Here is a 23724-nt window from a genome sequence, read left to right on the forward strand (position 1 = left end):
GCGAAAAACGTCAACGATAACGCGCAGAACCAGGTTAACCGCGTCGTCTGGGGGTTCTTCGCGAGCAAGCTCGCTCCTACAGGTGATTGGTGGCTAGAAATCGTAGCGGCCGTCACCACCCAAAAAGCGGCTCGCTGATCTTTGTAGGAGCGAGCTTGCTCGCGAAAAACGTTAACGATAACGCGCAGAACCAGGTTAACCGCGTCGTCTGGGGGTTCTTCGCGAGCAAGCTCGCTCCTACAGGTATGCACTCAGAAATCGTAGCGGCCGGTCACGCCCAGGGTGCGCGGGGTGCCCAGTAGCCCTTCATAGCCACCGTTGCCGCCTGTCCACAGGGTGGTGTAGTAGGTTTTGTCGAAGGCGTTTTTCAGCCATAACGACACATCCCACTGGCCCTGCTGGAAATCGCCACGCAGGCCGGTGGACAGGTTGACCAGCCCATAACCGGGAATCTGCCCATAGTCCGAATCCTCGACTGTGCCCACCGCCTTCGAACGATAGGCATAGCTGGCGGTAACGTAGGGTTCGAAGCCGTTATCCAGGTTCCATTTGTATTCGCCGTTGGCGTTGGCAATCCACTTCGAGGCACCCACCACCTGATGCCCGCTGAGGTCGCACGAGGCCGGTGCGCCAGGGCGCAGGCTGACTTCCGGTGGGCAGGGCGCATCTTTGTACGACAGGTAACGCACATCGTTGAACGAGCCGTTGAGGTTCAGCGTCAGGCCACGGATCGGCACCAGGGTGCTTTCCAATTCCACGCCACGGGAGCGTACGGAGCCGGCATTGGTCAGGTACTGCACGCGGTTGCCGTAGTCGTAGGCATTGGTCTGGTAGCCATTGACCTGGGTCCAGAACAGGTTGGCGTTGAGTTGCAGGCGACGGTCCCACAAGGTGCTTTTAAAGCCCAGCTCGGCGTTGTTGGCGCGCTCGGTGCCGATCAACAGTGAGTCCGCACCAGCGGTCGGGGCCGAGCCTACCGCCAGGTTGACCCCACCGGATTTCTCGCCATGGGACAAGGTCGCATAGCCCAGCACGTCATCGCTAAAGCGATAACTGAGGTTCAGCAAACCGGACGGGCTGGTGCTGTACTGGTTGAGGTCGCCGGAGTCATACGCGCCCGTGCGCCCATTGCGCGCAGTGGCCGCCGCGCCACTGACGGCTGCGCCCCCCACAGGTGCATTGCGGCTGACCCAGGCGCTTTTTTCTTCATAGGTGCCGCGCAGGCCGGCAGTGAAATCCAGGCGTTCGGTCAGGTGCCAGGTGCCTTGGGCGAACAGGGCGAAACTGTCGGTGCGGATATGCCCGTTGCCGATGCTGGTGACATTGCTCAAGGCCCCTGTCGGCGTGCCGTTCCAGATATCAGCCTGGGGTCCGTAGTAGGCGAAGGATTTGTTGTCCAGATCAGAACCGAAGTAGTAGGCGCCCACCACGTAATCGAAGAACCCACCGGTCGGCGACGCCAGGCGAAATTCCTGGGACCACTGTTTGTCTTCCACCGACACGCCAGCGTTGTAGGACGCCGGCACGTTGAGACCATCGTCGTTGCGCGGGGTGAAATTCCACCAACGATAGGCGCTGACCGACGTCAAGGTGAAGTCGCTGGGCAGGGTCCAATTGGCCTCCAGCGAGGTACCGCCCTGGAACACCGTGACACGCTGGTCGTTGTCCAGGTTGACCTTGCGGTGGGACCCGTTGACCAGGGTCGCCCCGGCTGCATCCGCCCGCGACTGGTAGAGGTTGGTGCCATTGATGGTCGGCCCGGTGCTGTACAGCACGCGGGTGCCGGCGCTGGAGGCCTCTTCGTTGTAGTCGCCGATCCAGCGCAGGTTGAAGGCCTCGTTGGGCTTGTACAGCAGTTGCCCACGAAAGCCCTGGCGTGAACCGCCGTTGAGGTCGTGGCCGTTGTATTCGTTCTTGATATCGCCATCGCTGCGGGTGCGATAGGCAGAAAAGCGCCCGGCCAGTTCATCGTTGAGCGGCCCGGAAATCGTGCCCTTGGTCTGGAAATAGCCGTCTTCGCCCACCGACGTCTCGATGCTGCGCTCCGGAGTAAAACTCGGCGCGCGGGTGCTGATATTGATCACCCCGGCCGTGGTGTTCTTGCCGAACAGGGTGCCTTGCGGGCCGCGCAAGACTTCAAGCTGCTCGATATCCATCAGGTCGAATACCGCCATGCCCGGGCGCCCGAGGTACACGTTGTCGATGTACAACCCGACACTGCCTTCCAGGCCATCGCTGGCCGGGTTATTGCCCAGCCCGCGGATCGACACACTGGACTGGCGCGCATGCATGTAGGCGACGTTGACGCTGGGCACCAGTTGCTGCAAGTCCTGGATCCGATAGACCCGCTGGCTCTCCAGGGCCTGGCCGCCGATCACGCTCATCGGCGTGGGCACTTCCTGGGCGCTTTCGGTGCGGCGGCGGGCGGTCACGGTGACCGTCTCCAGTTGCCCGCTGGCGCTCTCGCCCTTGGGCACCGGGGCGGGGGTTTCGGCGGCCTGGCTCGGCGTCCAGCCGGCACTGCCCGCCAGCAACAGCGCCAGGGGCAGGCGTTTGAGCCGCCATAGGGAGGACGGTACAACGGGCTTCGACACACTCATAAGCGGCTCCGGTCGTGCGGAATATGCACAGCTACATATTCCATAAAGTTATTTATTTATGTTTTTGCAAACATTTACTGCATAAGAGATAGCCTTTATAAGGAGTCGACCTAATGCATAGCCAATGCATTTCCCCGATATTTTTAATGTGAAAAATGCATATCGACCTGCGTCAGCTCCGTCACTTCATCGCCCTCGCCGAACAGCGCAGTTTTGTCGCCGCCGCGACCACGGTGAACCTGTCGCAATCGGCCTTCAGCCGCAGCATCCAGGCCCTGGAGCACAGTGCCGGTTGCCAACTGGTGGATCGCGGGCGCAAGGACCTGGCCCCGACCAAACAAGGCCAGGTGCTGCTGGAACATGCGCGGCGCCTAGTCAGTGGCGCGCAGCAGTTGGCCAACGAGATCAGCCAGTTCAATGGCCTGGAAGCCGGCGAGCTGCGCTTTGGTTGTGGCCCGGCCCCGGCAGCCGGCTTGATCCCGCGCGCCATCGGCAGCTTTATCGGGCGCTACCCCAAGGCTCGTGTGCAGTTCCAAGTGGATGATTGGCAAAGCCTGGGCAAGCGCCTGCTCAGTGAAGAGTTCGAGTTTTTTGTCGCCGACACCCGCCACTTCGAAGCCAATCCCGACTACCACACCCACCGCCTGCGCCCGCGCAAATGGCATTTCTGCTGCCGCAGCGGACACCCGCTGGCCCAGCGCGAAAGGGTCAGCGCCGCCGAGTTGATGAGTTATCCCCTGGCCGTGACCATCCGCCCCCCGAACCTGCGCAAGGTCATCGTCGACCTCAGCGGCCGGCCCGACTACACGCCCAATGTCGAGTGCGAGAACGGCTACAGCCTGCTGGGGGTGGTGCTGCGTTCCGACGCCATCGGTATCGTCAGCGCCAACAGCGATGCGCTGCACCTGACCCGGGGCGAGCTTGTGCGGTTGACGATCGAGGGGTTGGCCGAGGACCTGGAGGAGCGCTACACCCGCTATGGCATCGTCAGCCGCGCCGGGTATCGGCTGTCACCGTTGGCCGAGGCGATGATCGAGCAGATCAAGCAGGTGGATGAGCAGGATGACGAGGTGTGTTCGCTGGAGAATTTTGCGGTCTGAGGTACCGCTATCGCAGGCAAGCCAGCTCCCACAGTGGAATGCGATCAACCTGTAGGCGCTGGCTTGCCAGCGATGGCGCCAGTCGTCACACCCATGCGCCGACTGCATAAACCCCATTCCCCAAATGCACTTGCCTCAACCCCCTCCAACCGGCGAAAACCCTCACCTGCCCCTCATCCGGTGACCCCCATGCCCCATGTGCGCAACGTGCTCTACATCATGTGCGACCAACTACGTCGCGATTACCTCTCCTGCTACGGCCACGCCCATCTGCACACCCCCAACATCGACCGCCTGGCCGCCGCTGGCGTGCGTTTCAGTCGCGCCTACACCCAGGGCACGATCTGCGGGCCGTCGCGCATGTCGGCCTATACCGGGCGCTATGTCAGCAGCCATCAGGTGGCCTGGAACGCAGTGCCGCTGCCCCTCGAAGAGCTGACCATCGGCGACTATCTGCGCCCCCACGGCATCCGCACCGCGCTGGTGGGCAAGACCCACGCCACGCCCAATCTCGATGCCCTGCAACGCCTGGATATCGACCCCGACAGCGCGCAGGCGCAGCCCCTCAATGAGGTCGGTTTCGAAGCGTATTTTCGCCATGACGGCATCTTCCCCGACAGCCCACTGTTCGCCGATAAACGCGAGTCCGCGCCCTATACCCATTACCTGCGCGCGCAAGGTTACGCCGGCACCAACCCTTGGCATGATTGGGCCAATGCCGCCGCCGGCGATGCCGGGGAGGTGCTGAGCGGTTGGCAGATGCGCAACGCCCACTTGCCGGCGCGGGTGGACGAGGCGCATTCGGAAACGGTCTACACCACCGACCGCGCCCTCGACTTTATCCACGAACAAGGCGAGCACCCCTGGTGCCTGCACCTGTCGTACATCAAGCCGCACTGGCCCTATATCGCGCCCGCGCCGTATCACGCGCTGTATGGCGTCGATCAGGTGCAGGCAGCAGTTCGCGCCGAGCCTGGGCAAGCCAGCGATCACCCGGTGTACCAAGCCTTCCGCCAACACCAGGAGAGCCTGAACTTTTCCCGCGATGAGGTGCGGCTGCGGGTGATTCCTACCTATATGGGCCTGATCAAGCAGGTGGATGACCAACTCGGTCGACTGTTCGATGTGCTGCAAAGCACAGGTCGCTGGGATGACACGCTGATTGTGTTCACCAGCGACCATGGCGACTTCCTCGGCGACCACCAACTGGGCGAAAAGGAGTTTTTGCTGGAGCCGGCGGTGGGTGTGCCGCTGATTGTCCGCGACCCCCGCGCCGCGGCCGATATCAGCCGGGGTACGGTGGATCGGCGCCTGGTGGAAACCATCGACGCCCTGCCCACCTTCCTTGAGGCCCTGGGCTTGCCGAGCGCCGAGCATCGTCTGGAAGGCCGCTCATTGATCCCCCTGCTGCATGGGGTAGAAACGGACTGGCGCCGCTACGCCATCGCCGAATACGACTACGCGTTCCAGGCCCCGGCCCGCGAGCGCCTGGCGCAGCCGATCGACCGCTGCCGCATGACCATGGTGCGCAGCGAACGCTGGAAATACCTGGCCTATGACGGCTTCCGCGCGCAACTGTTCGACCTGGAAAACGACCCGCAGGAACTGCACGACCTGGGCGCAGACCCGGCGTACGCCCAGGTGCGCGAAGTGCATCAGGGTTATCTGTTCGAATGGCTACGGGGTTTGAAACGGCGCACCACCATCAGCCACGGGGAGATTGATCTGCGTGGCCAGCGGTTTCGTTATGGTGAGCCAGAAGCGGAAAAGGTGGTGCAGATCGGCGTCTGGTAAACGGGACGCGGACTTGTGTGGGAGCGGGCTTGCCCGCGATTGCGGTGGATCAGTCGACATAGGTGTTAACTGACATATCGCTATCGCGGGCAAGCCCCACAGTGGATCTCCCACATTGGTTCGGTGGTGGGCTACAGGCCTTTGGTGGTCTGGCTGCGCTGCCCCTGCACGCTCACCGGCACATCACCCTTGAGGGTCACGCGGCGCACAATGCGTTCCTGGGTGCCGTAGTCATCCACCGCGTAATGCTGGGTGGCGCGGTTGTCCCAGATCGCCACATCGCCGGTGCTCCAGCGCCAGCGCACGGTGTTTTCCAGGCGGGTGACGTGGCTTTGCAGCAGGTTGAACAGGTGTGCGGAATCGGCCTGCGAGTAACCCTTCAGGCGTTTGACGAAATGCCCCAGCAGCAGGGTCTTCTCGCCACTGACCGGGTGCACACGCACCACCGGATGCTCGGTCTCGTACACCGTCGAGGTGAAGATCTTGCGGTACTCTTCAAGCTTTTCCGGCGCCACATCCGGCTTGCGCGCGGCGTAGTCGTATTCGTTGCTGTGCACCGCCCACAGGGTGTCGGCCAGGGCGCGCACTTCGGCGGTCAAGTCGTTGTAGGCGCTGGCGGTGTTGGCCCAGACCGTGTCGCCACCCGATGCCGGCGCCAGCACCGAACGCAGGATCGAGGCCTTGGGGTAGGCATCGACGAAGGTCACGTCGGTGTGCCACGAGTTGGCGCGCTGACCACGCCCGCCGTCCAGTTCCATCAGAAAACGCGTGCCATCGCGCACCGGTACCGTGGGATGGGCAATCGGCTCGCCGAGCAAATGGGCGAACGCTTCCTGGCTCTGGTCATCGAGGTGCGCCTGCTCGCGAAAGAAGATCACCTTGTACTGCACCAGCGCTTGCTGGATGGCTTCGATGGTGGCGGCATCGAGGTCGCCGGACAGTTTGATGCCCCGGATCTCGGCGCCGATACGCCCAGCGACCGGGTGAATATCCAGCGCCAGGGCGACGGGTTGAACAGCGAGTGCGGCATTGCTCATTGGATGACCCTCATGTGTCTGCTTACGGTGGGGTGACGCTGCGCCAACGCTCTATTCATATGCAATTTAGGTCTAGCAAATGAACGCATGCTTCGTTGACGGAATAAGAGCTTGCATTTAAAACCTCAGCTCCCCTGGTCGCAAATGCCTTCGACCTATTTTTAAAATGCCGGGAAAGCATATGGATCTTCGCCAACTGCGCTACTTCATCGCCCTTAACGAACACCGCAGTTTTGTTCGCGCGGCCGACGCCATGGGCATCACCCAGCCGGCGTTCAGCCGCAGCATCCAGGGCCTGGAACAGGAGTTTGGCTGCGTGCTGGTAGACCGTGGCCACAAGGATTTGCGCCCCACGCCGGAGGGCCAGGTGGTGCTGCAACATGCCCTGAGCCTGGTACACGGCGCCGCGCTGCTGAGCAGTGAAGTGACGCGCATGACCAAGCTCGACGCCGGCGAACTGCGCTTCGGTTGTGGCCCGGCGCCCGCCGTGAAACTGGTGCCGGATGCGGTGGCGCGTTTCGTCAACGCGCACCCGAAAATCCGCACGCGGTTCCAGGTGGATAACTGGGAAACCCTGAGCCGCAGCCTGAGCCGGGAAGAGATCGAATTCTTTATCGCCGACATCCGCCAGTTCGAAGCCGACCCGAACTTCCAGACCCAGGCGCTGACGCCCAAGCGTGGGGTGTTTTTCTGCCGGCCGGGGCACCCGCTGCTGGCCAAGGACAGCCTCTCGACCAACGACATGTTCGACTACCCGCTGGCGTCGCCGCTGATCTCCCAGGGCATTCGCAAACTGCTGGCGAACCTCAGTGGGCGCATGGACTTTTCACCGAGCATCCAGACCGAGCACTTTGCGGCGCTGGTGAAGATCGTGTTGCAGTCCAACGCCATCGGCGTGGGCACCGAGGAAGCCTTTGCCGAGGACATCGCCCGCGGCGCGCTGGTGCTGCTGCACTGGCGCAACCTGCCGCAGAACATGGAGACCATGAGCGCGCGTTGCGGGATAGTCAGCCGCACCGGCACACGCTTGTCGCCGGCAGCCAAGGCGATGATCGAGACGTTGGTGGCGGTGGATCGCCAGGAAGTGGATGTGGCGGTCTGAAGGGCGTCATCGCAGGCAAGCCAGCGCCCACATTTGACCGCATTCCAATGTGGGAGCTGGCTTGCCTGCGATGAGGCCCGTTCAGGCACTGTAGATTTCAGATCCCAGCCGCCGCCAACCCCGGCACCACCCAATCACTGACCTGGAACGGCTTGCGAATCAGCCGCTCCTTCGACGCCAGATCCACCGCATCCTGCAGCTTGCCCAGGAACACCGGATCCAGGGTCGATGGGAAAATCTCGCTGAGTTTCTGGTCCTTCAAATCATTGGTCAGAATCACCGGCGGATAACTCGCCAGCCCCGACACCAGCTCGATATACGCCTGCTTGTTGTTGTCATCGGTCAACCACTGCACCGCCTGCTGCTGGGCCTTGAGCAGCTTGGCCACCACCTCGGGATGGGCGTCGACAAACTTGCCACTGCCCACCAGCACCGCCTGCACGCTGCCCGCGCCACCCAGGTCCTTGGTGGTCAGGGGGATTTCGGCCAGGCCCTTGGCCTGCAGTGAACTCAGGTTCGACCCGCCCCAGGTCGCATCGATCTGTTTGGCGGCCAGGGCGGCCACGGCGGCGTTGAAGTCCAGGTTGATGATTTTCAGGTCCTTTTCACTCAAGCCCTGGCTGGCCAGGGCGCCGTTGAGGGACAGTTGGGTGGCCGTGCCGCGAAACACCGCCACGCGCTTGCCCTTCAGGTCCTGCAAGGTTTTGATCCCCGAACCCGGCACCACGCCCAGGTACTGTTTCACCCCGCGAGCGGTGGCGCTCAGCAGCCGGGTGTCGAGGCCATTGGAGCGGCCGATGATCGCAGCCAGGTCGCCCAGGTAAGCCAGGTCTACCTGGTCATTGGCGAAGGCTTCATTGATCACGGGGCCGGCGCCCTTGAAGTAATTCCACTGGATCTTGATGCCCTGGTCGGCGAAGGCTTTTTCGAAGATCTGCTGGCTCCTCAATACATCCGTCAGGCCGCCCCCACTGTTCTGGGTGCCGGCGCTCAGGTCGGGCACGGCAATACGGATTTCCTTGAGGTCGGCGGCGTGCACCAACCCGGCGTGCACCAACCCGGCGAGCGCAGTGCCGGCGACCAAGGTGATCAAGCGTTTAAAGGGCAGTTTCATGGGGTGTGCTCCTGTGGGCGACGGTGGCCTGGGGAGCAGAAAGTACGCACAACGGGAACAAAACTTTAAATACTATAAATTCACTATTTAATAGCTTTTTGGACTATGCAGCCGCAGACGCCGGTTCCAGAGGGTTATGCATCAACAGCATGGAAAATATTCTTCAAATGCATTGGATGCGTGTCGGGCAGAGGCTTTAAATGGTTTTTCTTATCCCTAAATAATCTTGATTGTTTATTTATAAGATCAAAATCACATAACAAACCTGCCGACCACGGAGGTCTTCCATGGCCCGAATCTCACTGTTGAGCCTGCCCCTGGCCGCTACGCCAAAGGGCGAGCAGACCCATTGGCCGAACCTGAGTGAACGCCTGCTGCCATGGTTGCTGCCACTCACGCTGTTTGCGCTGTGGTGGCTGGCCAGCCGTCAGCATTGGATGAGTGAACAAATCCTGCCGGCGCCCGCGCTGGTCTGGAGCAGTGCCGTGGAATTGGCCGGCGGCGAGTTGTGGAGCCACTTGGCGATCAGCCTGCAACGGCTGTTCTGGGGGCTGTTGGCCGGCATCGGGGCCGGGGCGTTACTGGGCGCGCTGCTGGGCTTCAGTGCCCGTGCCGAACGCCTGGTGTTCCCGACGTTCAGCGCCCTGTCGCAAGTCCCGACCCTGGCGTGGATCCCGCTGTTCATGGTGTTTTTCGGGATTGGCGAAACCCTCAAGCTGGTGGTGCTGGTCAAGGCGATTGTGGTGCCCGTGACCCTGCACACCCTGGTCGGCGTGCGCGATGCCCAACCCGGTTTGCGCGAGGCCGCGCGCGTGCTGCGCTTGCCCAGCCACCTGTTGATCCGTCGGCTGATCCTGCCCGCCGCACTGCCCGCGTTCATGGCCGGGGTACGCCTGGCCCTGGCCGCCGGCTGGACTTCGCTGCTGGCCGTGGAGCTGCTGGCCTCCAGCGAAGGCATCGGCTACCTGATGGTCTGGGCGCGGCAGTTGTTCATGCTCGATATCGTGTTTGTGTGCATCGTGGTGATCGGGGTGCTGGGCGTGGCGATGGATCGCGGCATTGGCTGGCTTGACCGCAAATGGGTGCATTGGCCCCATCCGGCGACCGCGCAGATCCGCCGTGGCCCGCGCTACCAAGGCTGGCAACGCCTGCAACCCTGGTTGCTGCCCCTGAGCCTGTTGGCGCTGTGGCAGTCAGCGACGGCCCTGGACTGGGTCGATCCCAATATCCTGGTCAGCCCTTGGACCGTGCTGTACACCACCGCCAGCGGCGTATTCGATGGCAGCCTGCTCAGCGCCCTGGGCAAAAGCCTGGGACGCACCTTGAGCGGTTTGCTCCTCGGCGGCGGGCTGGGTTTTGCCCTTGGCCTGTTGTTGGGCCTGTCGCGCCGCAGTGAGCGAGTGCTCGGCCCGACCCTGGCGGCCCTGCGCCAGATCGCGATTTTTGCCTGGGTGCCGCTGCTCACCGCCTGGTTCGGCCTGGGGGAGTTGGCCAAGTCGGTGTTTATCGCCCTGGCCGCGTTTTTCCCGCTGTTCATCGCCACCCAACGCAGCGTGCTGAACCTCTCGCCGCAGCTCAATGAAGCCGCCCAGGTGCTGCGCCTGAGCCTGGCCTTGCGCCTGCGTCGCCTGGTGTTGCCAGGGGCGGCGGCGGGGATTTTCGCCGGGCTGCGCCTGAGCCTGATCTACGCCTGGCTGGGCACCATCGGCGCCGAATATTTCATGCCGTCCAATGGCGGTATCGGCAGCCTGATGATCGGCGCCCAGCAGCTGCTGCGCATGGACCTGATCATGAGCGGCATGCTGCTGGTCGGTCTCACCGGCGCGGCACTCAACCTTATCGGCCAACGCATCGAAACCCGCGCCACGCGCTGGAGACACGCATGACTGCACCTATTGTCAGCTTCAACCATGTGGGCAAGACCTTTGACGTCGATGGCTTCGAGCTGGAGGCCATCCGCGAATTCAACCTGGATATCGCCGAAGGCGAGTTCGTCGCGATTGTCGGTTCCAGTGGCTGCGGCAAATCCACGTTGCTGCGCCTGCTGATCGGCCTGGACACGCAGTTTCGCGGCGAGATCCGCGTCGATGGCAAGGCCGTGGAAGGCATCGGCGGCGAGCGCGGCATCGTGTTCCAGGAACACCGTCTGTTCCCATGGCTGACGGTCGCGCAAAACATCGGCCTGGGCCTGGTCAACGAGCCGTTGAGCGAGGCCCAGCGCCAACAGCGCATCAGCGATTTTATCGAGCTGGTCGGCCTCACCGATTTCACCCGCGCCTACCCGCACCAATTGTCTGGCGGCATGGCACAACGGGTGGCGATCGCCCGTGGCCTGGTGGCCAGCCCGCGCATCCTGCTGCTGGACGAGCCCTTCGGCGCCCTCGACGCCCTGACCCGCCAACAGATGCAGGATGAACTGCTGGCGATCCGTGCCCGCGCAAAGATCACCACAGTGCTGGTGACCCACGATGTGGAAGAGGCGATTTTCCTCGCCGACCGCGTGGTGGTGATGGAGCCCCGGCCTGGGCGGATCAAGCAGGTGGTGGATATCGCCCTGCCCCATCCGCGCCAGCGCAGCAGCTTTGACTTCCACCAATTGCGCGAAGAACTGCTGCACGAACTGATCAGCGACGACCACTACCAACCGCCGCTGCCGGAGCAGATCCGTGACCTGCCCCTGGCCTTTATTGCCTGCTGATTGAGGAGTGTCTTGATGCCGCAACGTCCCAACTTTCTAGTGATCCTGGCCGATGACATGGGCTTCTCCGACCTCGGCGCATTTGGCGGGGAAATCGCCACGCCGCACCTGGATGCCCTGGCGCTGAACGGCCTGCGCCTGACCGACTTTCACACCGCGCCCACCTGCTCGCCGACCCGTTCGATGCTGCTCACCGGCACCGACCACCATATCGCCGGGATCGGCACCATGGCCGAAGCGCTGACCCCGGAGCTGATCGGCAAGCCGGGCTACGAAGGCTACCTCAACGACAAGGTGGTGGCCCTGCCCGAACTGCTGCGCGAGGCCGGTTACCAGACCTTGATGAGCGGCAAATGGCACCTGGGGCTGACGGCGGAACTGGCGCCCCACGCCCGTGGTTTCGAGCGTTCGTTCTCGCTGTTGCCGGGGGCGGCCAACCACTATGGTTTCGAGCCGCCCTACGACGCCAGCACGCCCGGGCTGCTCAAATCCACCCCGGCGCTGTACATCGAGGACGACACCTTCGTCGAGCAATTGCCCGAGGGCTTCTACTCCTCCGATGCCTTTGGCGACAAGCTCTTGCAGTACCTCAAGGAACGCGACCAGGCCCGGCCCTTTTTTGCCTACCTGCCGTTTTCCGCGCCGCACTGGCCGCTGCAGGCGCCGGTGGAGATCGTCGATAAATACCGTGGCCGCTACGACGCCGGCCCCGAGGTACTGCGCCTGGAGCGCCTGGCAAAACTCAAGGCCCTGGGGCTGATCGATGCCGACGTCGAGCCCCATCCGCTGATCGAGCTGAACACCCAATGGGCGGCTTTGAGCGATGAACAACGCCAGGTCTCGGCGCGAGCCATGGAGGTTTATGCGGCGATGGTCGAGCGCATGGACTGGAACATTGGCCGGGTGGTGGAGTACCTGCGCCAGCAGGGGCAACTGGACAATACCTTTATCCTGTTCATGTCCGACAACGGTGCCGAGGGCGCGCTGCTGGAAGCCTTCCCCAAGTTCGGCCCCGAGCTTCTGACCTACCTCAACCAGCACTACGACAACAGCCTGGGCAATATCGGCCGCGCCAATTCCTATGTCTGGTATGGGCCATCGTGGGCCCAGGTGGCGACGGCACCATCGCGCCTGTTCAAGGCCTTCACCACCGAAGGCGGGATTCGTGTGCCGGCGCTGGTGCATTACCCGCAGTTGGCACTCAAGGGGCAGATCAGCCATGGCTTCGGCACGGTGATGGACATCACCCCGACCATTCTCGACCTGGCCGGCGTGCGCCACCCCGGCAAACAGTGGCGCGGCAAGCCGATTGCACCGCTGCGGGGCAAGTCGTGGCTGGGCTTTTTGTCTGGGGAAACCGCGCAGGTGCACGACGAACATACCGTCACCGGCTGGGAGCTGTTCGGACGCCGGGCGATTCGCCAGGGGCAATGGAAGGCGGTGTATATCCCGGGGCCCGTAGGGCCGGCGACCTGGCAGTTGTATGACCTGGGGCGTGATCCTGGGGAGATCCATGACCTGGCCGTGAGCCAGCCGGAGAAACTGGCGACCTTGATTGGGCACTGGCAGCAGTATGTGGAGGAGACGGGGGTGGTGCTCAGTGCTTCGCCGTTTCAGCCGGACTGAGGTTTTGTAGTGCTTTACTGGCCCCATCGCGGGCAAGCCCGCTCCCACATTTTTGGTTTGTGAACACATTCGAATGTGGGAGCGGGCTTGCCCGCGATGGGGCCTTCCAGGCGCCGCATCAACCCTGCGCCATCTCCCGCAACCTTCCTACATCAAGTATCTCAATCTCCCCATACCCCAACCGCACAACCCCCTGCTCTTGCAACGCCTTGAGCAGCGTATTGGTCGTCTGGCGCGATACCCCCAGCATCGCCGCCAAGTCTTCCTGCGCCAATTGCACCACACGCCGCGAGCCATCGATCTCGCCATAACCCTCGGCGATCATCCACAACCGATGGGCTACCCGCACTGACGCGGGCGCAAGGCTCAATTGCTCGATATTGATAAAGCTCAGCCGCAACTTCTGGCTCATCAGCAAGGCCATGTCCCGCCAATAGGCCGGGCTTTGCGCAAGCAGTTGCAGCATCGCCGCCTGCGGTACCTGCAACAGGGTGCAAGGCCCGACCGCGCACGCGTCGTGGGTGCGCGGCAGGCCGTCGAACACAGCGATTTCACCGAACCAGAAAGGCGCCTGCGCCAGGCTCAACAACGCCTCCTTGCCTTGCTCGTTCACCGCGCTGATGCGCAGGCTGCCCTCCAGCACCGCGTACAGGCCACACGGTGGGTCGCCACGCTTGAACAGCACCTGCCCCGCCGTCAGCTGCCGCACGCGGGCGTGGGCCAGCAGACTATGCTGCAAGGGAGCAGGCAGATGACGGTACCAGTGGCCGCTGGACAGCCGTCCATGCCAAGACTCTGCGTCCATGAGAACTCCAAAGATTGTCGCCCAGTTGACAGTTTGTCGCAGTCCTACAGGGCATGATCAAGCATCCTACAGGAGGAATAACAATGAAAAGCCTCGTCGACCATCTGAGCCAATACGCCGCCTACCACCGCGACCCGCGCAACATCGCCAGCCACTTTATCGGCATCCCCATGATCGTCGTCGCCGTCGCCGTGCTGCTGTCACGCCCCGAATGGACAGTGGCCGGCCTGTGGCTGTCGCCGGCGGTGTTGCTGGCGTTGTTTTCTGCGGGGTTCTACCTGCGCCTGGAACTGGCGCTTGGGGTGTTGATGAGCGTGCTGATGGGCTTATCGGTATGGGCTGGGCATGTGCTGGCGGCGCAAAGCACGCTGGTGTGGCTCAGCAGCGGTATCGGCCTGTTTGTGGTGGGCTGGGTGATCCAGTTTGTCGGCCATTACTACGAAGGGCGCAAGCCTGCGTTCGTCGACGACGTGTCCGGGCTGATCGTGGGGCCGTTGTTTGTGGTGGCGGAGTTGGCGTTTCTGGTGGGGTTGCGCCATGAGCTCAAGCGGCAGATCGAGGAGCGGTCGGGGCCGGTGCGCGCGCTAGCTCGACACACACCTGTGTAGGAGCTGGCTTGCCTGCGATAGCATCACTGCGGTGTGACTGATACACCGAGGTGTCTGCATCGCAGGCAAGCCAGCTCCTACAGGTGATTGGTGCTGGCCAGAGATTCAGGCCTTTTGCCAGACCTTGGGCTTGAAGAACAACGTCGCGCCCCGCGCCAGCCCGGTGAGGCTGTCGTGGTCCTTCACCACTTCGGCTTCGATCAGTTCGCTCTGGCCTTCGACCTTCAGCGTGATCCGCGTGGTGGCGCCCAGCGGGCGGATGTCGCGTACTTGCGCGGCGTGGTGGTCTTCCAGTTCATGGCGTGACAACGACACCTCGTGCGGGCGGAACAGTACGTGCTGGTCTTCGCCCAAGTGCAGGCGGTTGGAGTCGCCCAGGAAGTGATAGACGAAATCGCTGGCCGGGTTTTCGTAGACGTCGCCCGGTGAGCCGATCTGCTCGATCACGCCCTTGTTCATCACCACGATCCGGTCGGCGACTTCCATGGCTTCTTCCTGGTCGTGGGTCACGAACACCGAGGTCAGGTTGATGTCCTCGTGCAGCCGCGCCAACCAACGACGCAGCTCCTTGCGCACCTTGGCATCCAGGGCGCCGAAGGGTTCGTCGAGCAGCAGCACCTTGGGCTCCACCGCCAGGGCACGGGCCAGGGCGATACGCTGGCGTTGGCCGCCGGAGAGTTGTTCCGGGTAGCGATCCGACAACCAGTCCAGTTGCACCATGTTCAGCAACTCGTGAACCTTGGCCGCGATCTGGGTTTCGTTCGGGCGCTGGCTCTTGGGTTTCATGCGCAGGCCGAATGCGACGTTGTCGAATACGGTCATGTGGCGGAACAGCGCGTAGTGCTGAAACACAAACCCGACGTTGCGATCACGCACATCATGGCCGGACACGTCTTCGCCGTGGAACACGATGCTGCCGGCGTCTGGGGTTTCCAGGCCGGCAATGATGCGCAGCAAGGTGGTCTTGCCGCAGCCGGAGGGGCCCAGCAACGCCACCAGCTCGCCACTCTGGATATCCAGGTTGATGCTGTCCAGGGCCTTGAAGGCGTTGAAGTTCTTGCTGACGTTACGGACTTCGATCGACATGACTTATTCCTCAGCCGCACCGGCGCGCAGGCGGTTAATTCGGTTCTCGCTCCACTGCTTGAGCAGCAGGATGAAGAGCGCCAGGATCAGCAACAGACTCGCCACCGCAAACGCAGCGACGTGGTTGTATTCGTTGTAGAGAATCTCGACGTGCAGCGGCAAGGTGTTGGTCACGCCGCGAATGTGGCCGGACACCACCGACACCGCGCCAAACTCACCCATTGCCCGCGCAGTACACAGCACCACGCCGTAGATCAGGCCCCACTTGATGTTCGGCACGGTGACATGCCAGAACATCTGCCAGCCATTGGCGCCCAGCAGGCGCGCGGCTTCTTCTTCCTGGGTGCCCTGCTCCTGCATCAGCGGGATCAACTCGCGGGCCACGAATGGCACGGTGACGAAGATGGTCGCCAGCACGATGCCCGGCAAGGCAAAGACGATCTGGATATCGTGATCCTGCAACCACGGCCCGAAGAAGCCCTGGGCGCCGAACATCAGCACGTAGACCAGGCCGGCGATCACCGGCGAGACCGAGAACGGCAGGTCGATCAGGGTCACCAGCATGCTCTTGCCACGGAACGAGTACTTGCTCACGCACCAGGCCGCACTGACGCCGAATACCAGGTTGAGCGGTACCGAGATCAGCACCGCAATCACCGTCAGCTTCAAGGCCGACAGCGCATCGGGCTCGAAGATCGCCGCAAAGAATGCGCCGAGGCCGAGCTTGAGGCCCTGGGACACCACGATAAACAGTGGCAACAGCAAGAACAGGGCGAAGATCAGCCAGCCAAGGCCGATCAGGATACGTCGCGACACCGCACTGCCACGGCGGGCAGCGTTGGCCGAAGACGCGGCGGAAATAGACGATTGGGACATGTTCCGCGCCTCCTTATGGGTGTTCGATGCGCCGCTGCAACAAGTTGATCAGCAGCAGCAGGACAAAGGAAACCACCAGCATCAGCACGCCGATGGAGGTAGCGCCGGTGTAGTCGTATTGGTCGAGCTTGACCATGATCAGCAACGGCAGGATCTCGGTTTTCATCGGCATGTTGCCGGCGATGAAAATCACCGAGCCGTATTCACCCACGCCTCGGGCAAATGCCAGGGCAAACCCGGTCAGCCAGGCCGGCAGCAGCGCCGGCACGAGGATGTAGCGGAACACTTGCAGGGGCTTGGCGCCGAGGCAGGCGGCGGCTTCTTCGATTTCCCGGGGGATATCGGCCAAGACCGGCTGCACGGTACGCACCACAAAGGGCAAGGTGACGAAGGTCAGGGCCAGGGTGATGCCCAGGGGGGTGTAGGCGATCTTGAAGCCCATGTCGGTGGCGAACTGGCCAACCAGGCCGGACGGCGCGTACAACGCGGTCAGCGCAATACCGGCCACGGCGGTGGGCAGGGCGAACGGCAGGTCGATCATCGCGTCGATGATCTTGCGCCCGGGGAAGGTGTAGCGCACCAGCACCCAGGCCAGCAGCGTACCGATCACGCCGTTGATCAGCGCGGCGTACAGGGCCGTACTGAAGCTCAGCTTCAACGCCGCCCACACGCGCGGCGCCGAGATGATGGCCCAGAACTGATCCCAGGTGAGTTGGGCGGCGTGGACGAACATGGCCGCCAGCGGTATGAGCACAATCAGGCTGAGGTACACCAAGGTGTAACCCAGCGTCAGCCCGAAGCCGGGTATGACGGGGGAGATACGACGCGACATAAAAGTCCTTGGTTAACAGGTAGATACCACTGCAAGAACAAACCTTTGTGGGAGCCGGGCTTGCCCGCGATGCAGGCACCTCGGTGTATCAGTTACACCGCGGTGATGCTATCGCGGGCAAGCCCGGCTCCCACAGAAAGCTCACGCCTGGCAGCAGTGTGGCTTACTGCGCCGTGTAGATCTGGTCGAACACGCCACCGTCATTGAAGAATTTCGGTTGGGCAGTTTTCCAGCCGCCGAAGTCTTTGTCGATAGTCACCAGGTCCAGTTTCGGGAACTGCTGGGCGTATTTGGCGGCCACATCCTTGTCACGCGGGCGGTAGAAGTTCTTTGCCGCGATCTCCTGGCCAGCCGGGCTGTACAGGTGGTTGAGGTACGCCGTGGCGATTTCGGTGTTGCCCTTTTTCTCGGCGTTCTTGTCGACCACGGCCACGGGTGGCTCGGCGAGGATCGACAGGGACGGCACGATGATGTCGAACTTGTCGGCACCGCCATCTTCCTTGAGGGCCAGGAACGCTTCGTTTTCCCAGGCCAGCAACACGTCACCCTGACCGTTGTTGACGAAGGTAATGGTCGAACCGCGCGCACCGGTGTCGAGGATCGGCACGTGCTTGAACAGTTCTTTCACGTATTCCTGGGCCTTGGCTTCGCTGCCACCGGCCTTGAGGCCATAGGCCCAGGCGGCGAGGAAGTTCCAGCGGGCACCGCCGGAGGTTTTCGGGTTCGGCGTGATCACCGACACGTCATTCTTGATCAGGTCGCCCCAGTCCTTGATGCCTTTGGGGTTGCCCTTGCGCACCAGGAACACGATGGTCGAGGTGTAAGGCGTGCTGGCCTCAGGCAGGCGGGTCTGCCAGTTCTCCGGCAGGGTCTTGCCCAGCTTGGCAATTTCGTCGATGTCGCCGGCCAGGGCCAGGGTTACCACGTCGGCGCGCAGGCCGTCGATCACTGCCCGGCCTTGCTTGCCCGAACCACCGTGGGACTGCTGGATCTTCACGTTGTCGCCAGGGTGGGCCTTTTTCCAAAAGCTGGTGAATTCGGCGTTGTAGTCCTGGTACAGCTCACGGGTCGGATCGTAGGAAACGTTGAGCAGCTCGTAATCCTTGGCCACTGCGGAACCGGCAAACACGGCGCTGGCCAGGGCGGCCAGGGCATAACGGCGAATCGACGACATAGACAAGCTCCTGAAATTCTTGGGTGTTGGCTTTTCTTATAAGTACGGGTCCCGCAATCGAAGCGCCGTGTTGCCTCAGCTCGGTTTGTTGCCCGGGCTCTGCAAGCGGAATTTCTCTTTGCGTTCGATCTGCACCACTTGGGCGTTGTGTACGGTGATTTCCACTGCGCCGAAACGCAGGTCACGCAATGCGCTTTGGATCTCGCGCAAAATGGCTGCTTCGTCCTGGCCGTCAACGCTGCGTAGAGATGCGCTCATGGTCGTGCTCCTGAAATGAGAAGTGCCTGGCAGTGGCGGCACTGCTTGCGGCGTGAGAGCGATAGTAGATAAGCGCGGATATTCTTAAAAATACTATTTAAGAATGTTTATATAACCAGAAATAATTTTCAGGCAGGGCATGACGTTACACAGAGTGCAGATCCAAATGTGGGAGCGGGCTTGCCCGCGATGGCGGAGTGTCAGCCAATAAATCTGGCACTGATACACCGCTATCGCGGGCAAGCCCGCTCCCACATTTACTGTATTGCGGCCCCGCAGAGAGGTCAGCGGATAGCAGGGGCCCTGGCCCAATCAATGTCCGCCGCCAGCATCGGCCGACCAAACCAGTAGCCCTGGCCGAGGTCGCACTGGTGATTGAGCAGGAACCGCGCCTGTTCCATCTGTTCGATGCCTTCGGCATGCACTTGCATGCCCATGCTCTGCGCCAAGGCGATGACCACCCGCACAATCGCCGCATCGTCTTCATCCCACGGCAGGCCGGCGACGAAGCCCTGGTCGATTTTCAACTTCTGCACCGGCAGGCGCTTGAGGCGCAGCAGTGACGAATAGCCGGTACCAAAATCATCGATGGCCAGGCTCAGGCCCAGCTCGCGCAGGCGGTGCAGCTGTTCCAGGGCCACTTCCGGGTCATCCATCACCGCGCTTTCGGTGACTTCCAGCTCCAGCTTCGCCGGGTCCAGGCCGGTGTCGTGCAGCACCTTGGCGACCTGCTCGTACAGTTCGTGGCGGGCAAACAGTCGGCTGGAAACATTTACCGCGAGGAACGACAGCATTTTGCCTTCCTCCAGCCATCGGCACATCTGGCGACAGGCTTGGTCCATGACCCAGGCATCGATCTCGGCGATCAAGCCGGTGCGTTCGGCGATCGGGATAAATTCCGCAGGCGGCACCAGCCCACGCTGCGGGTGCTGCCAGCGCACCAAGGCCTCGACGCCAATCAGGGCGCTGGTTTGCAGATCGTGCACCGGCTGGTAATAGACGCGAAGTTCATGCTGATCCAGGGCGCGGCGCAGTTCGTTGCCGACCTCGATCCGGTTCTGCGCGTGGGCGGTCAGTTCCTCGGTGTACAAGGCGAAGCCTTCACGCCCGGAACTCTTGGCCTTGAACAAAGCGGAGTCAGCGTTGCGCAGCAGTTGTTCGGCACTCAAGGCATCGCTGGGGAACAGGCTGATGCCAATACTCACGCTGACAAACAATTGGTGACCGTCGAACACGAACGGCAGCTTCATGCTGTCGATAATCCGCTGGGCCAGGGCCGCAGCCTGGACCACCTGTGGACAACTTTCCGCCAGCACCGCGAATTCGTCGCCGCCCAGGCGTGCGAGGGTCACGCCGGGGCCGAACAGGCCTTGCAGGCGCTCGCCCACGGCCTTGAGCAACTGGTCGCCTACATTGTGGCCAAGGCTGTCGTTGATGATTTTGAAATGGTCCAGATCCAGCATCAGCAGCGCGCAGCCACGCTTGTGGATCTGCGCCGAGGCCAGCGCCTGCTCGGCGCGGTCGGTGAATAGCAGGCGATTGGGCAGGTCGGTCAACGGGTCGTGGTGAGCCAGATGGGCCAGCTCGCGCTCGGAATGCTTGATCGCGCTGATGTCGGAGAACACTGCAACGTAATGGCTGATCTGGCCCTGGTCATCATGGATGACGCGGATGGTTTGCCACTGTGGGTAAATTTCCCCACTTTTACGGCGGTTCCAGATCTCGCCGCTCCATTCCCCGTCTTGGTTGAGCGTGCGAAACATCTGCTCATAAAAAGCTGGCGAATGACGACCGGACTTGAACAGGCTCGGCTGTCGACCCATCACGTCATCTACCTGGTAACCGGTGATTTCGATGAAGGCGCGGTTGACGTGCACAATCCGCCCGCGGGCGTCGGTGACCAGCACCCCTTCGCGGGTGCAATCGAACACTGCCGCTGCCTGGCGCAGGCGCTCGCGGTTCTCTTTCAACGGTTGCTGGATACGGTGGGTACGGGCGCTGCGGGCGCACAACAAGAAGATAAACAGGGCACTGAGAACCACCCACAGGTAGCCGCGCAGCATCTGCCAGTGGACTATTTCCCTGGGTTCATCGATGAAATTGATAAATACCTGCTGACTGAGCTGTATCCACAAGACGGAAATCAGCAAGTACACCAGCCCCGCACGTAGGGCACCTCGGTATGAAAGCAGCATATGACTAGTAATCCTTACTAAAAAACAGAATCGCCCTACAAAGGCTGCGGATTATAGAATAAGTAACATCTCGTCACTCCTATTCAAAAGGGCGACTGGTTTTATCTGTACGCTTAGTGATAATGCGTGAGCTGTTCTTTTCTTTATCTGAGGGCCATACAGCCTATGTGGTACAACGGTTTTCTTGACTTGTCAGCCTGGCAACTGGTGGCAGTCACTCTGTTGATGACCCACGTGACCATCATCGGTGTCACGGTCTATCTACACCGCTATTCAGCCCACCGCTCCCTGGAGCTCAATGCTGGCCTGAAACACTTCTTCCGCTTCTGGCTGTGGTTGACCACGGCGCAGAACACCCGCGAGTGGACCGCCATCCACCGCAAACACCACGCCAAATGCGAAACCGTCGACGATCCCCATAGCCCGGTGATCAAGGGCCTGTCCACGGTCCTGCGCAAAGGGGCCGAGCTGTACCGCGCCGAGGCGGAAAACCCCGAGACCCTGCGCATCTACGGCAAGAACTGCCCGGACGACTGGATCGAGCGCAAACTCTACACCCGTTATCCGCTGCTGGGCGTTGCCCTGATGGGCGTCATCGACGTGCTGCTGTTCGGCACCATCGGCATCACCATCTGGGCGATCCAGATGATGTGGATCCCCTTCTGGGCCGCCGGTGTGATCAACGGCCTGGGGCATGCGATCGGCTATCGCAACTTCGAATGCCGCGACGCGGCGACCAACCTGGTGCCGTGGGGCATCATCGTCGGTGGCGAAGAGCTGCATAACAACCATCACACCTACCCCAACTCCGCCAAGCTGTCGGTGAAAAAGTGGGAATTCGACCTGGGCTGGGCCTGGATCAAGGTGTTCAGCTTCCTGCGCCTGGCCAAGGTTCAGCGGGTCGCGCCGATTGCCCACCGGGTCGAAGGCAAGGGCCACCTGGACATGGACACCGCCATGGCGATCCTCAACAACCGCTTCCAGATCATGGCCCAGTACCGCAAGTTGGTGATCGCGCCGTTGGTCAAGCAGGAACTGGAAAAGGTCGATCACTCGGTACGCCACCAGTTCCACCGCGCCAAGCGCCTGCTGTCGCGCGAGACCAGCCTGCTGGATGAGCGCCACCACCTGCGCATCCAGAGCATGCTGGAGCACAGTCAGGCCTTGAAAGTGATCTACGAAAAGCGCCTGGCGCTACAGCAGATCTGGCTCAAGACCAGCAGCAACGGGCATGACATGCTCGCGGCAATCAAGGAATGGGTGCACGAGGCCGAGGCCAGCGGGATCCAGTCCCTGCGCGACTTTGCCCACCAGTTGAAAACCTACTCCCTGCGCCCCACCGCCTGACCTCAGCAGGAGCCGGCTTGCCGGCGATGAGGCCTTTGAACTGTGCAGCAGATTCAAGGCCGCCATCGCTGGCAAGCCAGCGCCTGCAAGGCCCGGGTATGTTTCCAGTTGGCGCCCACAGTTTTTTGGCGTCATTTCACAGTCGCCGAATATTCCCTCTCAATCGCGACTGATAACGGAACTTAGCTGCAATTCCCCTCTCTCAAACAACACTTCGCCATCCTGGCGGGCTTGTTTTGACTGCTGTTCGATGCTGCGGCATGTCCAGAGAGAATTGTGCCGATGGTCCACGAAACGGACTCCCCAACGCCCACCACACCCGACTCGACGGATACGTCGCGTCCAGCGGCTGCCGCCACCTTGCTGGCATTGATGCACGCCCAGGGCGAAGTGGAGCGCCTGAGCGAGCGCGAACAGCTGTTGAGTTCGCTGCTGGTGAGTGTCAACGCCGTGCTCTGGGCCATCGAGTGGGAGACCCGGCGCGTGCTGTACGTGAGCCCTGCCTATGAGCGCATCTTCGGGCGCTCGGCCAGCCTGCTGTTGGCCGAACACCGTGGCTGGCGTGACAGCATCCACCCCGAAGACCAGCAATATGCCGAGCAAAGCCTGGCCCAGGTACTGGCGTTGGGAGCGGTCGAGGATCGCCAGTACCGCATCATCACGGCGGACGGGCAGATCCGCTGGCTCAGCGACAAGTGCTTTACCAACCAGCAGGCTGCCCCGGGAAAACCGCTGATTGTGGTGGGCATCGCCGAAGACATCACCGAAAAGAAGCACCTGGAACTCGAACTGCAGCGCCTGGCCACCACCGACGTGCTGACCCGCAGCAGCAACCGCCGGCACTTCTTTGAATGCGCTCACCACGAATTCGAACGCGCCTGCGCCCAAGGCCTGCCCCTGGCCTTCCTGTTGCTGGACATCGATAACTTCAAGAACATCAACGACACCTACGGCCACCTGGAGGGCGATCAGGTGTTGCTGCGTATCGCCGAGAGCGGTCGCGGGGTGTTGCGCCGTGGCGACCTGTTCGGGCGCATTGGTGGCGAAGAGTTTGCGGCGGTACTGCCGGGATGCGCGCCGGAAAGGGCCATGCAAGTCGCCGAACGCTTGGGGCAGGAAGTGCGGCAACTGAGTTTCAGCCATGAAGGCCAGCCCTACAGCGTGACCGTCAGCCAGGGCCTGGCCAGCCTCACCGCCGAAGATGCAACCCTGGACAGCCTCTTCGCCCGCGCCGATGCGGCGATGTATGAAGCCAAGCGCCAGGGCAAGAACCGGGTAATTGCCAGCTGAAGTCGCCGAAGATGGCCAAATAAAGCCCCCCACGCGGCATCTCGGCCAGACAACAAACCTGGGGGCACCACAAAACAAATGTAGGAGCTGGCTTGCCTGCGATGGCGGTGTATTTGCCAGCCGTGCAGTGCCTGGCCCGCCGTCATCGCGGGCAAGCCCGCTCCCACAATGGGGGGCGGTGA

The 23724-nt window shown here is 62.0% G+C and carries 19 protein-coding genes; 9 read left to right on the top strand and 10 right to left on the bottom strand.

Features of this window, described 5'->3' with window-relative positions:
• Nucleotides 1–251 precede the first annotated feature (251 nt).
• Nucleotides 252–2600 carry a TonB-dependent receptor gene (locus BHC62_RS22110; protein WP_029299507.1) on the bottom strand — a complete coding sequence of 783 codons (2349 nt, stop codon included), beginning with the start codon at nucleotides 2598–2600 and terminating at the stop codon, nucleotides 252–254.
• A 155-nt stretch (nucleotides 2601–2755) separates the two neighbouring features.
• Between BHC62_RS22110 and BHC62_RS22115 the strand changes: the two genes are divergently transcribed.
• A complete protein-coding gene (locus BHC62_RS22115) occupies nucleotides 2756–3700 on the top strand; it encodes a LysR family transcriptional regulator (RefSeq protein ID WP_070996173.1) in 945 nt (314 codons plus the stop codon).
• A gap of 189 nt (nucleotides 3701–3889) precedes the next feature.
• On the top strand, nucleotides 3890–5494 hold the full coding sequence (locus BHC62_RS22120) for an alkaline phosphatase family protein (RefSeq protein ID WP_070996174.1): 1605 nt from the start codon (nucleotides 3890–3892) through the stop codon (nucleotides 5492–5494).
• Between the two features lie 131 nt (nucleotides 5495–5625).
• Here BHC62_RS22120 and BHC62_RS22125 read toward each other — a convergent pair whose 3' ends face one another.
• Entirely contained in the window at nucleotides 5626–6531 is a 906-nt protein-coding gene (locus BHC62_RS22125; RefSeq protein WP_029299503.1) for a TauD/TfdA family dioxygenase, read from the bottom strand.
• Between the two features lie 181 nt (nucleotides 6532–6712).
• Between BHC62_RS22125 and BHC62_RS22130 the strand changes: the two genes are divergently transcribed.
• Nucleotides 6713–7633: a LysR family transcriptional regulator gene (locus BHC62_RS22130; protein WP_070996175.1), complete on the top strand. Its 921-nt coding sequence runs from the start codon at nucleotides 6713–6715 to the stop codon at nucleotides 7631–7633.
• A gap of 97 nt (nucleotides 7634–7730) precedes the next feature.
• Here the strand turns inward: BHC62_RS22130 and BHC62_RS22135 are convergent, their stop codons facing one another.
• Entirely contained in the window at nucleotides 7731–8747 is a 1017-nt protein-coding gene (locus tag BHC62_RS22135) for an ABC transporter substrate-binding protein (RefSeq protein WP_070996176.1), read from the bottom strand.
• A gap of 287 nt (nucleotides 8748–9034) precedes the next feature.
• On the opposite strand from BHC62_RS22135, the gene BHC62_RS22140 reads away from it, so the two are divergent.
• From BHC62_RS22140 to BHC62_RS22150, 3 genes are read left to right on the top strand one after another with little or no spacing between them, the layout of a single operon-like run.
• Nucleotides 9035–10633, top strand: a complete 1599-nt coding sequence (locus tag BHC62_RS22140) for an ABC transporter permease (RefSeq protein WP_029299500.1) — start codon at nucleotides 9035–9037, stop codon at nucleotides 10631–10633.
• On the top strand, nucleotides 10630–11445 hold the full coding sequence (locus BHC62_RS22145) for an ABC transporter ATP-binding protein (RefSeq protein ID WP_029299497.1): 816 nt from the start codon (nucleotides 10630–10632) through the stop codon (nucleotides 11443–11445). Before BHC62_RS22140 ends, BHC62_RS22145 begins: the two co-directional genes overlap by 4 nt.
• Before the next feature lie 15 nt (nucleotides 11446–11460).
• Nucleotides 11461–13071, top strand: a complete 1611-nt coding sequence (locus BHC62_RS22150; RefSeq protein WP_029299494.1) for an arylsulfatase — start codon at nucleotides 11461–11463, stop codon at nucleotides 13069–13071.
• Between the two features lie 118 nt (nucleotides 13072–13189).
• Here BHC62_RS22150 and BHC62_RS22155 read toward each other — a convergent pair whose 3' ends face one another.
• Nucleotides 13190–13876 carry a Crp/Fnr family transcriptional regulator gene (locus tag BHC62_RS22155; protein ID WP_029299492.1) on the bottom strand — a complete coding sequence of 229 codons (687 nt, stop codon included), beginning with the start codon at nucleotides 13874–13876 and terminating at the stop codon, nucleotides 13190–13192.
• Between the two features lie 83 nt (nucleotides 13877–13959).
• Here BHC62_RS22155 and BHC62_RS22160 point away from each other — a divergent pair, with 83 nt between their 5' ends.
• Nucleotides 13960–14484: a DUF962 domain-containing protein gene (locus BHC62_RS22160; protein ID WP_070996177.1), complete on the top strand. Its 525-nt coding sequence runs from the start codon at nucleotides 13960–13962 to the stop codon at nucleotides 14482–14484.
• A gap of 105 nt (nucleotides 14485–14589) precedes the next feature.
• On the opposite strand, the gene BHC62_RS22165 is transcribed toward BHC62_RS22160, so the two are convergent.
• The 6 genes from BHC62_RS22165 to dibA form a co-directional block, all read right to left on the bottom strand.
• On the bottom strand, nucleotides 14590–15570 hold the full coding sequence (locus tag BHC62_RS22165) for a sulfate/molybdate ABC transporter ATP-binding protein (protein ID WP_029299488.1): 981 nt from the start codon (nucleotides 15568–15570) through the stop codon (nucleotides 14590–14592).
• Between the two features lie 3 nt (nucleotides 15571–15573).
• On the bottom strand, nucleotides 15574–16446 hold the full coding sequence (gene cysW, locus BHC62_RS22170) for a sulfate ABC transporter permease subunit CysW (protein WP_029299486.1): 873 nt from the start codon (nucleotides 16444–16446) through the stop codon (nucleotides 15574–15576).
• A gap of 13 nt (nucleotides 16447–16459) precedes the next feature.
• Nucleotides 16460–17278 carry a sulfate ABC transporter permease subunit CysT gene (gene cysT, locus BHC62_RS22175; protein WP_029299485.1) on the bottom strand — a complete coding sequence of 273 codons (819 nt, stop codon included), beginning with the start codon at nucleotides 17276–17278 and terminating at the stop codon, nucleotides 16460–16462.
• Nucleotides 17279–17441: 163 nt separating this feature from the next.
• Nucleotides 17442–18452 (bottom strand): sulfate ABC transporter substrate-binding protein, encoded by a 1011-nt coding sequence (locus BHC62_RS22180; RefSeq protein ID WP_029299484.1) that lies wholly within the window; start codon nucleotides 18450–18452, stop codon nucleotides 17442–17444.
• 75 nt (nucleotides 18453–18527) lie between these two features.
• Complete coding sequence (gene oscA, locus BHC62_RS22185) at nucleotides 18528–18710, bottom strand: sulfur starvation response protein OscA (RefSeq protein ID WP_029299482.1); 183 nt, start codon at nucleotides 18708–18710, stop codon at nucleotides 18528–18530.
• A 284-nt stretch (nucleotides 18711–18994) separates the two neighbouring features.
• The gene (gene dibA, locus BHC62_RS22190) at nucleotides 18995–20905 is read right to left on the bottom strand and encodes a phosphodiesterase DibA (protein ID WP_070996178.1); all 1911 of its coding nucleotides are present in this window, start codon (nucleotides 20903–20905) and stop codon (nucleotides 18995–18997) included.
• A gap of 165 nt (nucleotides 20906–21070) precedes the next feature.
• Between dibA and desA the strand changes: the two genes are divergently transcribed.
• Nucleotides 21071–22252: a delta-9 fatty acid desaturase DesA gene (desA, locus tag BHC62_RS22195; protein ID WP_029298885.1), complete on the top strand. Its 1182-nt coding sequence runs from the start codon at nucleotides 21071–21073 to the stop codon at nucleotides 22250–22252.
• 282 nt (nucleotides 22253–22534) lie between these two features.
• Nucleotides 22535–23542 carry a sensor domain-containing diguanylate cyclase gene (locus BHC62_RS22200; RefSeq protein WP_029298883.1) on the top strand — a complete coding sequence of 336 codons (1008 nt, stop codon included), beginning with the start codon at nucleotides 22535–22537 and terminating at the stop codon, nucleotides 23540–23542.
• Nucleotides 23543–23724: the final 182 nt, after the last annotated feature.

This window comes from Pseudomonas sp. 06C 126 (assembly GCF_001855215.1).
GTDB lineage: Bacteria > Pseudomonadota > Gammaproteobacteria > Pseudomonadales > Pseudomonadaceae > Aquipseudomonas > Aquipseudomonas proteolytica.

What these genes read in the sequence shown, in the direction of transcription:
- BHC62_RS22165 (WP_029299488.1), bottom strand. Translation starts at nt 15,570, where the DNA reads ATGTCGATCGAAGTCCGTAACGTCAGCAAGAACTTCAACGCCTTCAAG.
- cysT (WP_029299485.1), bottom strand. Translation starts at nt 17,278, where the DNA reads ATGTCGCGTCGTATCTCCCCCGTCATACCCGGCTTCGGGCTGACGCTG.
- BHC62_RS22140 (WP_029299500.1), top strand. Translation starts at nt 9,035, where the DNA reads ATGGCCCGAATCTCACTGTTGAGCCTGCCCCTGGCCGCTACGCCAAAG.
- BHC62_RS22160 (WP_070996177.1), top strand. Translation starts at nt 13,960, where the DNA reads ATGAAAAGCCTCGTCGACCATCTGAGCCAATACGCCGCCTACCACCGC.
- BHC62_RS22110 (WP_029299507.1), bottom strand. Translation starts at nt 2,600, where the DNA reads ATGAGTGTGTCGAAGCCCGTTGTACCGTCCTCCCTATGGCGGCTCAAA.
- BHC62_RS22120 (WP_070996174.1), top strand. Translation starts at nt 3,890, where the DNA reads ATGCCCCATGTGCGCAACGTGCTCTACATCATGTGCGACCAACTACGT.
- BHC62_RS22180 (WP_029299484.1), bottom strand. Translation starts at nt 18,452, where the DNA reads ATGTCGTCGATTCGCCGTTATGCCCTGGCCGCCCTGGCCAGCGCCGTG.
- oscA (WP_029299482.1), bottom strand. Translation starts at nt 18,710, where the DNA reads ATGAGCGCATCTCTACGCAGCGTTGACGGCCAGGACGAAGCAGCCATT.
- BHC62_RS22145 (WP_029299497.1), top strand. Translation starts at nt 10,630, where the DNA reads ATGACTGCACCTATTGTCAGCTTCAACCATGTGGGCAAGACCTTTGAC.
- BHC62_RS22200 (WP_029298883.1), top strand. Translation starts at nt 22,535, where the DNA reads ATGGTCCACGAAACGGACTCCCCAACGCCCACCACACCCGACTCGACG.
- desA (WP_029298885.1), top strand. Translation starts at nt 21,071, where the DNA reads ATGTGGTACAACGGTTTTCTTGACTTGTCAGCCTGGCAACTGGTGGCA.
- BHC62_RS22155 (WP_029299492.1), bottom strand. Translation starts at nt 13,876, where the DNA reads ATGGACGCAGAGTCTTGGCATGGACGGCTGTCCAGCGGCCACTGGTAC.
- BHC62_RS22130 (WP_070996175.1), top strand. Translation starts at nt 6,713, where the DNA reads ATGGATCTTCGCCAACTGCGCTACTTCATCGCCCTTAACGAACACCGC.
- BHC62_RS22150 (WP_029299494.1), top strand. Translation starts at nt 11,461, where the DNA reads ATGCCGCAACGTCCCAACTTTCTAGTGATCCTGGCCGATGACATGGGC.
- BHC62_RS22135 (WP_070996176.1), bottom strand. Translation starts at nt 8,747, where the DNA reads ATGAAACTGCCCTTTAAACGCTTGATCACCTTGGTCGCCGGCACTGCG.
- dibA (WP_070996178.1), bottom strand. Translation starts at nt 20,905, where the DNA reads ATGCTGCTTTCATACCGAGGTGCCCTACGTGCGGGGCTGGTGTACTTG.
- BHC62_RS22125 (WP_029299503.1), bottom strand. Translation starts at nt 6,531, where the DNA reads ATGAGCAATGCCGCACTCGCTGTTCAACCCGTCGCCCTGGCGCTGGAT.
- cysW (WP_029299486.1), bottom strand. Translation starts at nt 16,446, where the DNA reads ATGTCCCAATCGTCTATTTCCGCCGCGTCTTCGGCCAACGCTGCCCGC.
- BHC62_RS22115 (WP_070996173.1), top strand. Translation starts at nt 2,756, where the DNA reads ATGCATATCGACCTGCGTCAGCTCCGTCACTTCATCGCCCTCGCCGAA.